Origin of the sequence: Ciceribacter sp. T2.26MG-112.2 (assembly GCF_900492205.1) — a bacterium.
Classification (GTDB): domain Bacteria; phylum Pseudomonadota; class Alphaproteobacteria; order Rhizobiales; family Rhizobiaceae; genus Allorhizobium; species Allorhizobium naphthalenivorans_A.
In genome coordinates this window covers 128,236-142,294 of record NZ_UEYQ01000007.1, presented here as the reverse complement: position 1 = coordinate 142,294, position 14,059 = coordinate 128,236, and the positions used below count along the sequence as shown (strand labels likewise).

Here is a 14,059-nt window from a genome sequence, read left to right as displayed (position 1 = left end):
AAGCCGGCTCCTCACGATTGGCCCGGACGCGGCATGACGTCACCGCGTCGCACGAAGTATTCGATCCCCTTGATTGCGATCATCAATACCAGCGACATCGCGAAATAGCAGACGAGCGTGATCGAGTAGATGCTTGTGCTGTCAAGGGTCAGGTTGCGGATCGACTGGGCCGCGAATGTCAGATCCGCGATGGAAATCAGCGAGACGAGGGAGGAGAGCTTGAGCGTCTCGATGGCCAGATTGCCGAAAGCGGGCATCATCTCGACGACTGCCTGGGGCAATGAAATCCGAAACAGCGTCTGGAACCGGTTGAAATTCAATGCGCGCGCGGCTTCCAGTTGCTGCGGGGAGACGGAGGAAAGCGCACCTCGAACGATCTCGGCGCCATAGCCGCCAACATGCGCAGCCAGTACGAGAATGCCTGTCGCGATCGGCTCGAAACTGAGGCCGACCAAGGGCAGAGCGTAATAAAACCAGAAAAGCTGAACGAAGAGCGAGGTGCCGCGAAACACCTCCGTATAACAAAGCGCTATCCTGGACAGGATCGCACCGCCCTCGACACGCAAGATGCCGAAGAAGAAGGCGAGTGCCACTCCGACGGCAATCGCCGCGAGTGTGATCGTCATCGTGACGGTCGCGCCTTTCCAGAGCATAGGCAGATAGGCTGTCCAATCCATCCGTGAACTCTCCCGGTTTCAGGTTTTATGGCGCCCGGTATTGACCGGGCGCCATTACCGTTACTTGCCGGTGCAAAGATCGGCCACGTTCTTTGCCGCAGCTGCCGCGATGCTCGCTTCGGAAACGCCATATTTCGCAAGGATCGCCTTGTACTCGTCCGTCTTGCGGAACTCGACAAGGGCAGCGTTGAAGGCATCGCGCAATTCCTGGTCTTCCGGCCGGAATGCAAAGCCGCCATAGTTGCGAACCGGTGCATCATTGACGATCGGGTCTTCGAAAGGGGCGACCTGCTCGACATTCGCCTGATCCTTGGCCAGCGCCGAAACGGTCAACTCGGTGGCGGCATAGGCATCCACGCGGCTTTCTACCGTCGGGATCGCATCGGCATTGGCCGGAATGAAGACGATCTGGTCGTCCTTGACGCCGACTGCCCGAAGAAAGTCGACATTGTTCGCACCGGATACGACGGCGACCTTCAGCGACGGGTCCTTGGCGATGTCGGCATAGGTGGTCAGGCCCTTCGGGTTGCCCTTCTTCACCAGAAGTCCTTCACCATAGGACGAGTTCGGCTCGGTGAAGGAGACCTGCTTGCAGCGTTCGGGCGAGATGTTCTGCTCGGCAGCGGCGAAATCGAAACGGCGGGCCTTGAGGCCCGGAATGAGCGTGCCAAAGGGCGTGACTGTCCAGTTGACCTCTTCAATCCCGATACTCTTCAACACCGCGTTTGCGACATCTGGACCGATGCCGGCGGAGGTGCCGTCCGGCTGCATATAGGAGTAGGGCACTTCGTTGGCCGTGGCCGCACGGATGTAGCCCTGCTCCTTGACCTCTTCGAGGGTGAGGGCTCCTGCTGATGTGATCGATGCGATCAGTGCGAGAGCGGAAAGCCCCGTGATCTTGGTGATGTGCATTTGAATTCTCCTCTGGTTCATTGTTTTTGCCTGTCCATTTCGGATCTTGTGGCGTTCTTTACCGGCCAGGTTCTCCCGTAATCGTAGCGATTACGGAAAGGCAGTCGCCGGCCTTGATCAGGCCGGGCACGTGACGTGCTGCAAGCACGCCATCCATGGCGGCTCGATAGTCGACCGGCGTAAGACCGGTCTTGCCGACGGGATAGATGCGAGCAATGGTTTCGCCAGCTTTGACCGGTTCGCCAAGGTCACGCACAAAGGCGACGAGACCATCATCCTCGGCGAAGGCGAAGCAGTCGTCCGACGGCATGTCCAGCCACTGGGTCGGCTGAACATCTGGAGCGCCGTGCAGGATGCCTGCATGGCGTAGCAGGTTGATGCTGCCCTTGCGGGCGATCTGGATGGAGGCAGCACTTGCCGTGCCGGCCCCGCCCAGTTCCGTGGTGACGAACACCTTACCCATGTCTTCGACGGTCGTGTCGAGCATCCCGACCGCATCGATCTCCAACATCTTCATCGCGTAAGGTGCGGCAAAAGCCGCCACGGCGTCAAAGCAGCGCGCTTCCTGGTACTTGTCCGGCAGTTCGTGGGCCGCGGCATAAGGCAGGAAGTCGAGCGTCTTACCGCCAGAGTGGAAATCGAGGACGAAGTCGGCGAGGGGTGCCAGATAGCGGGTCACGTAGTCGGCGATCTTTTCCGTCACCGATCCGTCGGGTCGACCTGGAAAGCTGCGATTGAGATTTCCGCGATCGATCGGCGAGGTGCGTGTGCCGGCACGAAAGGCTGGATAATTGAGCGCGGGAACAATGATGACACGGCCGTTTACCTCAGCCGGATCAAGCGTCTGCGCCAATTCGAAGAGAGCTGCCGGTCCCTCATATTCGTCGCCATGATTGGCTCCCGTGAGCAGGGCGGTCGGCCCTTGCCCGTTGGCGATGACGCAGATCGGGATCATTACCGAACCCCAGGCGCTGTCGTCGCGGCTATAGGGCAGTCGCAGATGACCGTGCTGCACGCCCTTCGCGCTGAAGTCGACGGAAGGCGTGATCGGCGACGGGCGGGGTAGGGCGGTCAACATGGTGTCAGCCCTTCACGAACAGCTGGCGTGGAACATTCGAAAGGCATTCGACACCGGTTTCGGTAATCGCGATGCTTTCTGTGATTTCCAGCCCCATGTCCTCCAGCCAGAGGCCGGTCATGAAATGGAAGGTCATGCCAGGCTTCAGCTCGGTGCGATCGCCGGGGCGCAGGCTCATGGTGCGTTCGCCCCAATCCGGCGGATAGGAAAGACCAATGGGATAGCCGGTCCGGTTGTCCTTGATGATTCCGTACTTCTTCAGCACGGCAAAGAAGGCGTTGGCGATGTCTTCGCACGTGTTGCCGGGTCTGGCGGCGGCCAATCCCGCTTCCATGCCTTCGAGCGTCGCCTTCTCTGCATCGAGAAATGCCTGTGTCGGCTTGCCCAGAAAGACCGTACGGGAGAGGGGGCAATGGTAGCGTTTGTAGGCGCCGGCGATCTCGAAGAAGGTCCCTTCGCCCAGGCGCAAGGGTTTGTCATCCCATGTCAGATGGGGCGCGGAAGCGTCTGCACCGGATGGCAGGAGCGGTACGATCGCTGGATAATCACCGCCGAATTCCGACGTCCCGCGAATGCCGGCGTCATAGATCTCGGCGACGAGGTCGCACTTGCGCATGCCGGGCTCGACAACATCGACGATCCGCTTGTGCATCAACTCGACGATCTTGCCGGCCTTGCGCATGTAGTCGAGCTCGGTCAGGCTCTTGATGGAGCGCTGCCAGTTGACGAGGCCGGCTGCATCCTTGAAGCGGGCATTGGGCAGGTGCTTTTGAAGTGAAGCGAAAGCCGCGGCGGAGAAGTAGTAGTTGTCCATCTCTACGCCGACCGTGAGGTTCGACCATTTGCGCTCATCGATGATCTGCGAGAGCAGATCCATGGGATGGCGCTCGGTCGACTGCACGTAGTGATCCGGGTAACCGAAGATGTTGGCGTGGTCGAGGTAGGCGGTGCGCTTGGCACCATTTGCATCCTGCTTGCGGCCGTACCAGATAGGTTCTCCGCTCGGGGGAACCAGCACGCATTGATGCACATAGAAGGACCAGCCATCATAGCCCGTCAGCCAATGCATGTTGGACGGGTCGGTGACGATCAGAAGATCGATCCCCGCAGCCTCCATGGCCTGACGGGTTTTGGAAAGGCGCTCGGCATACTCCTCGCGCGTAAAGTTCAGCGTCACGCTCACGCGGCGTCTCCCTTGTCTATTTTGTTGTCGACTGTCTGTCCGTATCCGGCGTCCCGCGCTCGGCTGACGGCCAGATTGGCAATGGCGGTATCCTGCACGCCCGTGCCTGTCAGGTCTGCGAAGGTTATCTCGTCGGCGCTTGATCGCCCGGGTGCCTTGCCGGCGACGACGGCACCCAACTCGTCGAAATGCTGGTCTGCCATTGCCGCTCCAGCCTTGATAGCGTGATGCAGCTCGCCGAGAACGCGCGTCTGAGTGATGCGATCGGCGACGTATCTGGCCTTGGCGAAAACGGCAGGATCAATTTCGTTCTTGTGTTCCGCATCGGATCCCATCGCCGTCAGATGTTGGCCGGGTTCCAACCAGTCGACCATCAGAAGGGGGTTTTCGGCAGGTGTCGTCGTGACGATGATATCCGCGTTTCTCACGGCATCCCGCGGGTCGGCTACGGCCGAGACCTCGATGCCAAATTTCCGGGTCAATTCAGCGGCCAGTCTGCTTGCCTTTGCATGAGCGCGTGCCCAGATGCGTGCTGATTTCAGTGGGCGAACCAGCATGAGGGCCTCAAGCTGCAGGCGCGCCTGCATGCCAGCGCCGAAAATTGCAGCGAGAGAGGAGTCGTTCCGTGACAGGTGGCGCGCTGCAACCGCTCCGGCCGCCGCCGTGCGCACATCGGTGAGATAACCATTGTCGAGCAGAAGTGCTTCAACCAGTCCCGTCCTGGCGCTGAAGAGGATCATCAGTCCGTTGAGGCTGGGAAGACCGAGCCTGGGATTGTCGAAGAAGCCGGGGCTGACCTTGATCGCGAAACCATCAAAGCCTGGCACATAAGCCGTCTTGACGTCGACTTCGCCGCGAAATTCGGGGATGTCGAGCCGCAGGATCGGCGGCATGGCCACGGCCTTGGTGGCCAGCGCTGCAAATGCTTGCTCGACACAATCGACAGCGGATTTGTCCAGCTGAACGATGGAACGGAGATCGCTTTCCGTCAGGATGCTGATGCGGCTCATGCCTCGGCTCCTTCCAGGATTCTCTGATGAAGCTTCGGATCAATGTTTGCACCCGACACGATGATCGCAGCGGGGCCTGGCAGCTCGACCTTTTTCGCCAGGATGGCTGCGATGCCGACCGCTCCGGCGCCTTCGACCGTCAAAGCCTCCTGGTGCCAGGCATGGCGGATGCCTTGGGCGATTTCGTCTTCACTGAGGAGGATGACGTCATCGAGAAGCGAGCTGCACAGCGCAAAAGTGATGCGGTTCTTCAGGCCAACCCCGCCGCCAAGAGAATCGGCCAGTGTTTCCTCCTCGCGGACCGCCACTGGCCGTCCGGCCGTGATCGAGGCGTTCATGGCGGCGCCGCGTTCCATGGAAATGCCGATGAGGCGTGCCTGAGGACGCAAGGCCTTTACGGCGACGGCAATGCCGCCAGCCAGTCCACCACCGGACAGGGGAACCAGTACGGCGGCAAGATCCGGGCTGTCGCTGATGATTTCGAGACCGATCGTGCCCTGACCGGCGACGACGTCCACATTGTCGAAAGGCGGAATTGAGGTCAGGCCTCGTTCCACAACCAGTCGTTCGGCCTCTTCCTGGGCATCGTCCTGTGAGACGCCGACAATGTGGACCTCCGCACCAAGGGCGCGGATGGCGTCGACCTTGTTGGCGGGAACGAGCGAAGACATGCAGATGATTGCCGGCACCCCAAGCTCGCTTGCCGCATAGGCGACCGCGCGCCCGTGATTGCCGGTGGATGCCGTCACGAGCCCCTGTCGGCGGCAAGCGTCGTCGAGCGAGAGGATGGCATTCATCGCGCCGCGCAGCTTGAAAGCGCCGATAGGCTGAAGGGTTTCGAGCTTCAGATGCACCGGCTGGCCAGCAAGGCCGGACAGTGTGCTGGAGCGAACAAGTGGGGTGCGCGCGACGCGACCATCTATTCTTGCCGACGCCCTTCGAATGTCCGCCAGGGTCACTGGCAGGATGTCCGTGTCGGTCAATCGGGGAATATTTTCGCGCTTCATGATTGTCATGTTGAGAGCGAAACAAAAGCATGTCAATTATTATATTGTAATGATTCAATGATGGCGTGCCACTGTCTCAGCCTATCGAACCAATGTCGTAGACCGGTGGCAATTGTTCGAACGCTTGGCGTACGGTCGTCAATGCTTTGACAAGACTGACCTCGTTGAGGCGTCCGCCCAGGCAGATACGAATTCCGCCACCATGGCCCGGTCCGGCAATGAAAGGCTCCGACGGAGTGACCGCGACGTTCTGATTGGCGAGCGAGCGGATGAGGCTCTCTTCGGTCCAGTGAGGGGGCAGCTTGAGCCAGGCACAAAGCGAGAGCGGATGGCTCGACGCGATATGATCGCCCAGAATATCGGCGGCCACTTGCTGGCGCTTTCGCGCTTCCTCGCGCTGGATGCGGACTAAGTTCTGCGCCATGCCATTCTCGACCCAGCGGGTTGCGATTTCGCCGGCGAGATAGGTGCCGCTCCAACTCGTGACACGCAGGATGGAGGCTGCTCGGATGGAATAGGAGCGCGGCACGACGAGATAGCCTACGCGCAGCCCGGTAAGAACGGTCTTTGTGAAGCTGGTGACGAAGAAGCCGAGGTCCGGGATCATGTCGCAGATCGAGGGCAGGTCTTCCTCGATCATCGGCCGATACACTTCGTCCTCCACGACAAAGACCCCGTATTGCTCGGCGATCGCCGCAATTTCGCGCCGTCGTTCAGCACCCGCCACGTGGCTTGTCGGGTTGTTCAGAGTCGGAATGAGCACCAGCGCGCGCACTCCGCCGCCCGCACAGGCAGCAGCCAGGGCTTCTGGCAAGATCCCTTCGTCGTCCGTCGGCAAGCCCTTCAGGGCAAAGCCGAGCACGTTCGAAAGCCCGATGATGCCATGGTCGGTCAGGTTCTCGCACAGCACAACGTCGCCGGGCCGCACGATACAGCTCAACGCGAGAAAGATGCCGTGGGCGGCACCATTGGTGATGAGAATGCGTTCGACAGCCGCGTCAACGTTCAGTGTTCGCAGCCAGTTGCGGGCGGTTTCCCGATGGCGATCCAGCCCCGCGATCGGGCGGCAGGGCCTCATGAAGCTCGCATTGTCCCCTTCTGAAAGTTCCCGAAGGACGTCGCGGGATGCGCTCTCGTGCACGTCTAGATAAACGCCGCGGATGATGGAAAGATCGAGCACCTCATTGGTGCTGTGATCGAGCATCATGCGACCGGCCCGATCTGTGACACGTGCCTTGACGAAGGTGCCGCGCCCGATCTCTCCGCTCAGATATCCAAGACGTTCTGCCTCCTTGTAGGAGAGGCTCACGGTCTGGACGGAGAGCCCGAGGTCGCGCGCCAGATCCCGATGCGTTGGCATTCGATCCATGGGCTTGAGAACGCCGGCGTCGATATCCGCCAGGATACGTTCCGTCAGGGCCGCCTGCTTCGTGCCTCCCTTCTGCTTGGCGAGCTGAGGTCGCCAAGCTACCGGCTTGGCAACGGATATCGGTTCGCGACTAAAGGGATTGGATTGCTGGCGCATGAAATTGTCTCGCTTGATCGGCGTAAATTTCATGACATTATGCACGTGTCGCCACAGAAAATGAAGCGATAAGCAATCTGAGGCGTAATCGCCTCAGATTCTTTCGGACCTGGGCCCCAGCAGTCGCCTGTATGGTCTGGCCGGCCGGCTTGTCCCGGCGCTCGTCAGAGCTTCTCGCCGGCCTTTACCAGCTCATCCATGACGGAGCGTACGGCGGATTCGGCGATAGTGACGATTTCGTCGATCTCTTCCTTTGTCGTGACGAGCGGAGGGGCAAAGCCTAAAATGTCGCCGTGCGGCATCGCACGCGCAATGAGCCCGCGGCTCCGGGCTGCCTTCGAGACGCGCGCGCCCACGGAAAGCGATGGGGAAAAACGCGTCTTCCTTTCGCGGTCCGCCACGAACTCGATCGCACCCATCAGGCCGACACCGCGAACCTCGCCGACAATCGGGAGTTGCGCGAACTTTTCCTTCAGCTGCGCCTGGAAATAGCCGCCGACCTTGTGGGCATTGCCCGGGAGATCTTCCTTCTCGACGATGTCGAGAACCGCATTGGCAGCTGCCGCGCCGATTGGGTGGCCCGAATAGGTATAGCCATGGGAAAAGGCGCCGACGCGATCGGCGCCTTCTTCCATGACCTTGTAGACCTTCTCGCCGACGATTGCGCCGGAGAGAGGGAAGTAGGCGGAGGTCAGGCCCTTGGCGACGGTAATGAGGTCGGGTTCGATGCCGTAGTGCTCCGATCCGAACATCGAGCCAGTGCGACCGAAACCGGTGATGACTTCATCAGCAATCAGCAGGATGTCGTATTTCCGGAGAACCTTCTGAACCTCCTCCCAATAACCCTCTGGCGGCGGTGTAATGCCACCGGTTCCCAGAACAGGTTCGGCGATGAAGGCGCCGATCGTATCGGGATCTTCACGCAGAATGAGTTCTTCGAGTTCGCTCGCACGACGCCTGGAGAATTCGAGCTCCGTTTCGCCCGCTTCAGCGCCCCAATAATGATGCGGGACACCGGTATGCAGGATGCCCGCTCGCGGCAGGTCCATATGGTCATGATAGAAGCTCATTCCTGTCATGGATCCCGAAACGACGCTGCATCCGTGGTAGCCCCGCTCCCGGGAAATGATCTTCTTCTTGAGCGGCTTGCCGCGAAGATTGTTGTAGTACCAGACGAGCTTGGCCTGCGTCTCGTTCGCATCGGAACCCGACATGCCGTAGAAGACCTTGCTCATCTTGCCCGGCGCCATCCTGACCAGGCGGTCGGAGAGGATTGCAAGTTCATCGGTCGTGTGAGCCGCATAGGAGTGATAATAGGCGAGGCGATAGGCCTGTCGGGAAATGGCTTCCGCGACCTCGGTCCGGCCATATCCGACGTTGACGCAATAAAGCCCCGCAAAGCCGTCGATGAACTGGTTTCCGTGCGCATCCTGAATACGGATACCCTTGCCGGTCTCGACGATCGTGGGATCGCCCAGCTTGCCGCTGGCAAAATCCTTGAGTTGCGTGAAGGGGTGGAGGACAGAATTTCGGTCCATCTCGGCGATCTGGTTCAGATTGGCATTCATGGCGCAAGTTCCTTTCAAGCAGCGAGATTTCCGAAGCAGACGTATTTTGCCTCGAGATATTCCAGGAGACCGTGGCGGGAGCCTTCACGACCAAGGCCGGATTGCTTCCACCCACCGAACGGTACCGGCGCTCCGGTGAACTTCGGCGTATTGACAGCGACCATCCCGTATTCGAGCCTGTCCGTGAGACGCATCGCTCGACCGAGATCACGGGTGTAGACATAGGCTGCCAGCCCCATCTCGGTGTCATTGGCGCGCGCGAGCACCTCGAGTTCGTCGTCGAATGGCAATATCGCGGCGACAGGACCGAAGGTTTCTTCCCGTGCGATCAGCATGTCGTCGTCGACATCGGCCAGCACGGTCGGCATGACGAAATTGCCCCCTAACGGACTGTCCTGTCCGCCGCACACGAGGCGCGCGCCGGCAGACAGTGCCTGAGAGATTTGCTTGCGGCATTTTTCGGCAACAGAAGGACGAGTCATCGGTCCGATGTCGACGTCCGGCTCAAGGCCATGTCCTACCTTGAGTCCAGATGTTGCCCTGGCGAAAGCGTCAACGAAGCGCTCGTAGAGCCCGCGCTGGACATAAATGCGGTTTGCTGCGAGGCAATCCTGTCCTGACGTTGCAAACTTTGCACCCATGCATCCCTTTACCGCTGCCGTCAGATCGGCATCGTCAAAAAGGATGAAGGGCGCATTGCCGCCCAGTTCGAGCGAGGCCTTCTTGATTGTCGCTGCCGACTGGGTCAGCAGAATTCGGCCAACTTCGGTGGAGCCTGTGAAGGAAAATGCCCGCACGTCCGCATGCTCCAGCAGACGGCCCGCAAGTGGCGCAGCCTCGCCGGTCAAGACCTGGAATACACCTGCCGGCATGCCCGCGTCGTCAGCTAGTTTCGCAAGGGCAAGAGCCGAGAGTGGTGTCTCCGGCGCTGGTTTGACGATCATGGTGCAGCCGGCGGCGAGTGCCGCGCCGGCCTTGCGGGTGATCATGGCCGAGGGGAAATTCCACGGCGTGATGGCCACAGTAACGCCGACCGGTTGCATCTGCACCGAGACGCGGCCTCCGGGCAGGTGGCTCGGGATTGTCTCGCCATAGGCACGCTCGCCCTCGGCGGCGAACCAGTCGAGGAAATTCGCTGCATACGAAATCTCACCCTCCGACTCGGCCAGCGGCTTTCCCTGTTCCGCTGTCATAATGACGGCAAGATCCCGCTTATTGTCGCGCATGAGCTTTGCCCAAGTGCGCAGAATACCGCCGCGTTCGACCGGCATCATGTCGCGCCAGACAAGGAAAGCCCGGCTGGCAGCCTCGACAGCATCATCGGCGTCCTCGGGTGAACAGGCGGCGACATCCGCAAGATGCTCTTCGGTGGCCGGGTCGGTGACGGATAGTGTTTTGGCGCGCTCGACCCAGGCGCCGTCGAGAAAGGCACGGTGCTCGAGCAGCCCGGGTTGCTTCAGCGATTTCAGCGCAGTGCTGGCGATACCTTTCATGCGTCTCTCCTCATACGATGTGTCGTAGTCTAGCCGCGAGCCGTGATCGTTTGACTGCGTAGTCGATGGACCCTATGCAGAAAGAAGACTTCTTTTTGCCATTGGGCGCAGGATTGCTGCATGACTTCACTGGATCGAGCGGACAAAGCGCTCTTGGACGCTGTTCAAAAGAACAATCGCCTGACGTCGGAAGAGCTGGCGCGCATCGTCAATCTATCGCCGACGGCCTGCCAACGGCGGCTGAAGCGGCTGCGGGAGGAGGGGGTGATCGAGGCGGATGTCTCAATTGTATCGCCCAAAGCCGTCGGGCGGGGCATCACGATGATCGTTCTGGTGTCGCTGGAGCGCGAACGCGCCGACATCGTCGATCGGTTCAAGGCTGCAATCCGGGGCACGAAGGAAGTGATGATCGGGTACTACGTCACGGGTGACGCCGACTTCATCCTCGTGATTACCGCAAAGGACATGGAGGATTACGAAGCGTTCACCCGGCGCTTCTTTTACGAAAACCACGATATCAAAGGGTTCAAGACCATGGTTGTCATGGACCGAGTGAAGGCAGGTTTTGCGTTTCCGATCGATAACTAGCAGATCTGGGATCGAACACGTCCTGGCGGGTTTCGTTGCGCGAGTGACAGGCTTTGCGGCGGATTCGTTACCGCTGCGGCGACCACGCTCATGCGCATCTGCTCTTCAGTGAAAACGTCCGCTTGTATCATCCGTTTCAATCAATTGATCCGCATGCCGGACTTGGGGTCAAACAGATGCACGGTGCCCGCGGTCCCTGCGAGATGGACCGACTGGCCGACATGGATGTCCATGTCGCGTGGGAACTCGACCGAGATCATCGTGCCGTCGGCGATCTCGACATAGCCGAAGGTCTGGCTGCCAAGCCGTTCGGCCACCGCGACCTTACCCGAGAACCAGGCCCGGTCTGGTTCATTGACCGGCACCAGATCGCTCGCCCGGACACCGAAGACGGCCTGCGAGCCGCCATGGCCCGCGGCGGCCACCGACAGGCCGGGTACGGTGAAGATGCGGCCGTCGAGCGGATGCACGCGCGTGCCGCCCTCCACGCTTTCAAGCCTGGCCTCGATCGTGTTCATGGTGGGGCTGCCGATGAAGCGGGCGACGAACAGGCTGGCGGGCCGATGATAGAGTTCGAGCGGTTTGCCGATCTGTTCGACCACGCCGCCATTCATCACGACGATCCGATCCGCCAGCGTCATCGCTTCGACCTGGTCATGGGTCACGTAGACGGTGGTCGCCTTCATCCGCGCGTGCAGCTTGGCGATTTCCAGCCGCATTTCGACGCGAAGGGCGGCATCGAGATTGGAAAGCGGCTCGTCGAACAGGAAGGCGGAAGGTTCACGCACGATGGCGCGGCCCATGGCGACGCGCTGGCGCTGGCCGCCCGAGAGCTGGGCGGGGCGACGGTCGAGGAACGGGCCGATCTTCAGGATTTCGGCGGCGCGGGCCACGCTCTCGTCGATCGTCTCGTCGTCGGCGCCGCGCATCTTCAGACCAAATGCCATGTTTTCCCGGACGCTCATGTGAGGATAGAGGGCGTAGTCCTGGAACACCATGGCGATGTCGCGCTCCGAGGGCGGCAGCGCGTTCACCACCGTGCCCGCCATCAGAAGCTCGCCGCCGCTGATATCCTCAAGCCCGGCGATCATGCGCAGCAGTGTTGACTTTCCGCAGCCTGAGGGGCCGACCAACACGATGAACTCGCCGCTTTCGATTTCAATATCGACATCGTGGATAACCTGCAGCGCGCCATAGGACTTGCGGACCTGCCTCAACGAAATTGCACCCACCCTTGTCTCCTCCCATGGCCAAAACAGGCCTTGACGTCGTTTATCGATATCATTATCGATAATGACAACGAGACGTCAAGCAACTCCTTCGAGTGAAATCGAATGTCGTATTTTTCAGAACGCAGCAATGGACGGGCGAACCCGGGAAAGCCGGCTAAATCGGCTGCGGCCTTCAACGGGCTGAAGCGCGAGATCATGCTTGGCCTGCTCCCGGCGGGAGCAGCGCTCACCGAGCTGGAACTTGCCGCGCATTTCGGCTGCAGCCAGGGCACCGTACGCGAGGCGTTGCTGCAGTTGCAGGAGGAGGGGCTGGTTCTGCGCAATGGTCATCGCGGCACGCAGGTGTCGCAGTGCACCGAAGCTGAGGCGGTGGAAATGTTTCGCGTTCGCCAGCAGATCGAATGCAGCGGCGTGGCCCGTGTGATGGGCGCGCGGCGCATGTCGCTGGTCGCCGATCTGCGCGGGCTCCTCGCCGAAATGGTCGAGGCCGCCAAGGCCGGAGATGAATTGGAGCTTGCCTCGCACGACCGCGATTTTCACCGCCGGATCCTGCGCGATGCCGAGCTGCCGGCGCTCGATCCTATCCTGCATCGTTGCCTGATCCACAATCACCGCTTCAAGATTTCGCGCTCCTCGGCGCCGCGCGATCTCGTGGCGACCGCGCGTCGTCATGGCGCCATCATTGATGTGATCGCCGAAGGCGATGTCGCTGCCGCTCGCGATGCGCTGCGCCATCACATCGCAACGATCGTCGATCTGGGGCCGAACATCTTTCCGGATGCGACGTAATGATGCAGGAACCTTGTGATTTTCCCCGTGAGCTTTCGGCCGAAATGGCGGCGCTTTCCGCCCGTGTTCTGGCGGAGGATGGGGCTCAGCCGGATGCGACGCTGATGCCGTGGGCCGAAGGCCGCGCCCTTGTCGAGCGCGCCAATGCCCGGTGGAACAGGGACCTGCCGCCGCTTGCGCTTCGCGAGACGGTGGTCGTCGACGCCGACCCCGTGCTCGGGTCCGCCCGCCGGAAGCTCGAGGTGATCGTGCCGGAAAATGCTCGCCCCGGGGCGTTGATCTTCGTCCATGGCGGTGGCTTCTGCTTCTGCAGTCCCGCCACGCATGAACGCTGCGCCCGGCTGATGGCCGTCGAGAGCGGCCTGCCTGTTCTGGTGCCCGATTACCGGCTTGCGCCGGAAGACTCGTTTCCCGCCGGTCTTCATGATGTGATCGTGGCCTTGCGCAATGCCTTCAAGGCCACGCGACATCTGGGTGTTAAGGCCGGTCCCTTGCTGGTCGCGGGCGATTCCGCCGGTGCCAACCTGGCGCTTGCCGCCCTGTTGCACGAACAGGCTGCCGGCCAGCCGCACATTGCCGGGGCCTTGCTGTTCTACGGCACCTATGGCTGTGACTTCGCCACGCCGTCCTATGCGGCATTTGCCGACGGACCGGGGCTGACGCAGGCCAAGATGCAGCGCTACTGGTCGGCCTATGCCGGTGGCCGACATGTCGAGAGGCTCGCGGCTGACGTTCTGGCCTCGCCGCTCAAGGCATCCGACGAGGCGCTGTCCCGGCTGCCGCCGCTTTACCTGATGGCGGCGGGCATTGATCCGCTGCTGTCCGACACGCTCAGGCTCGAGGCGCGGCTCGGCGCGCTCGGTCGCTCGGAGACCACCACGATCCATCCGGGCGTGGTGCATGGATTTCTGCAACACAGCATCGACCTCGAGGCGGCGCGGGAGGCGCTCAGGCTCGCGGGCGGGCAAGCAAGACGGATGGCTTCAAAAGCGTAGTC

At 61.0% G+C, this 14,059-nt stretch carries 13 protein-coding genes; 3 read left to right on the top strand and 10 right to left on the bottom strand.

The genetic code is table 11. The features are described from left to right. Window positions 1–11 precede the first annotated feature (11 nt). The 9 genes from ehuC to DYZ14_RS13120 all read right to left on the bottom strand — a co-directional run bounded on the left by ehuC (window position 12) and on the right by DYZ14_RS13120 (window position 10,453). Entirely contained in the window at window positions 12–677 is a 666-nt protein-coding gene (gene ehuC / locus DYZ14_RS13160; protein ID WP_154721087.1) for an ectoine/hydroxyectoine ABC transporter permease subunit EhuC, read from the bottom strand. A 60-nt stretch (window positions 678–737) separates the two neighbouring features. After that, window positions 738–1,589 carry an ectoine/hydroxyectoine ABC transporter substrate-binding protein EhuB gene (ehuB, locus tag DYZ14_RS13155; RefSeq protein WP_154721086.1) on the bottom strand — a complete coding sequence of 284 codons (852 nt, stop codon included), beginning with the start codon at window positions 1,587–1,589 and terminating at the stop codon, window positions 738–740. 58 nt (window positions 1,590–1,647) lie between these two features. Continuing rightward, a complete protein-coding gene (gene doeB, locus DYZ14_RS13150) occupies window positions 1,648–2,667 on the bottom strand; it encodes a N(2)-acetyl-L-2,4-diaminobutanoate deacetylase DoeB (RefSeq protein WP_154721085.1) in 1,020 nt (339 codons plus the stop codon). A gap of 4 nt (window positions 2,668–2,671) precedes the next feature. Next, window positions 2,672–3,850, bottom strand: a complete 1,179-nt coding sequence (gene doeA / locus DYZ14_RS13145; protein WP_154721084.1) for an ectoine hydrolase DoeA — start codon at window positions 3,848–3,850, stop codon at window positions 2,672–2,674. Further along, window positions 3,847–4,860, bottom strand: coding sequence for an ectoine utilization protein EutC (gene eutC, locus DYZ14_RS13140; protein ID WP_154721083.1), 1,014 nt, complete (start codon window positions 4,858–4,860; stop codon window positions 3,847–3,849). The genes doeA and eutC overlap by 4 nt, the downstream gene beginning before the upstream one ends. Next, complete coding sequence (gene eutB / locus DYZ14_RS13135; protein ID WP_154721082.1) at window positions 4,857–5,876, bottom strand: hydroxyectoine utilization dehydratase EutB; 1,020 nt, start codon at window positions 5,874–5,876, stop codon at window positions 4,857–4,859. The genes eutC and eutB overlap by 4 nt, the downstream gene beginning before the upstream one ends. A gap of 67 nt (window positions 5,877–5,943) precedes the next feature. Then, window positions 5,944–7,392 (bottom strand): MocR-like ectoine utilization transcription factor EhuR, encoded by a 1,449-nt coding sequence (gene ehuR, locus DYZ14_RS13130; RefSeq protein WP_154721142.1) that lies wholly within the window; start codon window positions 7,390–7,392, stop codon window positions 5,944–5,946. Window positions 7,393–7,556: 164 nt separating this feature from the next. Next, window positions 7,557–8,960: an aspartate aminotransferase family protein gene (locus DYZ14_RS13125; protein ID WP_154721081.1), complete on the bottom strand. Its 1,404-nt coding sequence runs from the start codon at window positions 8,958–8,960 to the stop codon at window positions 7,557–7,559. Window positions 8,961–8,974: 14 nt separating this feature from the next. Continuing rightward, on the bottom strand, window positions 8,975–10,453 hold the full coding sequence (locus tag DYZ14_RS13120) for an NAD-dependent succinate-semialdehyde dehydrogenase (RefSeq protein ID WP_154721080.1): 1,479 nt from the start codon (window positions 10,451–10,453) through the stop codon (window positions 8,975–8,977). Window positions 10,454–10,573: 120 nt separating this feature from the next. On the opposite strand from DYZ14_RS13120, the gene DYZ14_RS13115 reads away from it, so the two are divergent. Further along, window positions 10,574–11,041: an Lrp/AsnC family transcriptional regulator gene (locus tag DYZ14_RS13115; RefSeq protein WP_154721079.1), complete on the top strand. Its 468-nt coding sequence runs from the start codon at window positions 10,574–10,576 to the stop codon at window positions 11,039–11,041. 140 nt (window positions 11,042–11,181) lie between these two features. On the opposite strand, the gene DYZ14_RS13110 is transcribed toward DYZ14_RS13115, so the two are convergent. Continuing rightward, window positions 11,182–12,273, bottom strand: a complete 1,092-nt coding sequence (locus DYZ14_RS13110) for an ABC transporter ATP-binding protein (RefSeq protein WP_154721078.1) — start codon at window positions 12,271–12,273, stop codon at window positions 11,182–11,184. Window positions 12,274–12,375: 102 nt separating this feature from the next. Between DYZ14_RS13110 and DYZ14_RS13105 the strand changes: the two genes are divergently transcribed. Both DYZ14_RS13105 and DYZ14_RS13100 read left to right on the top strand, forming a co-directional pair. Then, complete coding sequence (locus DYZ14_RS13105) at window positions 12,376–13,062, top strand: GntR family transcriptional regulator (protein ID WP_154721077.1); 687 nt, start codon at window positions 12,376–12,378, stop codon at window positions 13,060–13,062. Next, window positions 13,062–14,057: an alpha/beta hydrolase gene (locus DYZ14_RS13100; RefSeq protein WP_232365536.1), complete on the top strand. Its 996-nt coding sequence runs from the start codon at window positions 13,062–13,064 to the stop codon at window positions 14,055–14,057. The genes DYZ14_RS13105 and DYZ14_RS13100 overlap by 1 nt, the downstream gene beginning before the upstream one ends. Window positions 14,058–14,059: the final 2 nt, after the last annotated feature.

Bases quoted from the DNA above. Each gene is read 5' to 3' on its own strand.
- ehuC (WP_154721087.1), bottom strand. From the start codon at position 677: ATGGATTGGACAGCCTATCTGCCTATGCTCTGGAAAGGCGCGACCGTC.
- ehuB (WP_154721086.1), bottom strand. From the start codon at position 1,589: ATGCACATCACCAAGATCACGGGGCTTTCCGCTCTCGCACTGATCGCA.
- doeB (WP_154721085.1), bottom strand. From the start codon at position 2,667: ATGTTGACCGCCCTACCCCGCCCGTCGCCGATCACGCCTTCCGTCGAC.
- eutC (WP_154721083.1), bottom strand. From the start codon at position 4,860: ATGAGCCGCATCAGCATCCTGACGGAAAGCGATCTCCGTTCCATCGTT.
- eutB (WP_154721082.1), bottom strand. From the start codon at position 5,876: ATGACAATCATGAAGCGCGAAAATATTCCCCGATTGACCGACACGGAC.
- ehuR (WP_154721142.1), bottom strand. From the start codon at position 7,392: ATGCGCCAGCAATCCAATCCCTTTAGTCGCGAACCGATATCCGTTGCC.
- DYZ14_RS13125 (WP_154721081.1), bottom strand. From the start codon at position 8,960: ATGAATGCCAATCTGAACCAGATCGCCGAGATGGACCGAAATTCTGTC.
- DYZ14_RS13120 (WP_154721080.1), bottom strand. From the start codon at position 10,453: ATGAAAGGTATCGCCAGCACTGCGCTGAAATCGCTGAAGCAACCCGGG.
- DYZ14_RS13115 (WP_154721079.1), top strand. From the start codon at position 10,574: ATGACTTCACTGGATCGAGCGGACAAAGCGCTCTTGGACGCTGTTCAA.
- DYZ14_RS13105 (WP_154721077.1), top strand. From the start codon at position 12,376: ATGTCGTATTTTTCAGAACGCAGCAATGGACGGGCGAACCCGGGAAAG.
- DYZ14_RS13100 (WP_232365536.1), top strand. From the start codon at position 13,062: ATGATGCAGGAACCTTGTGATTTTCCCCGTGAGCTTTCGGCCGAAATG.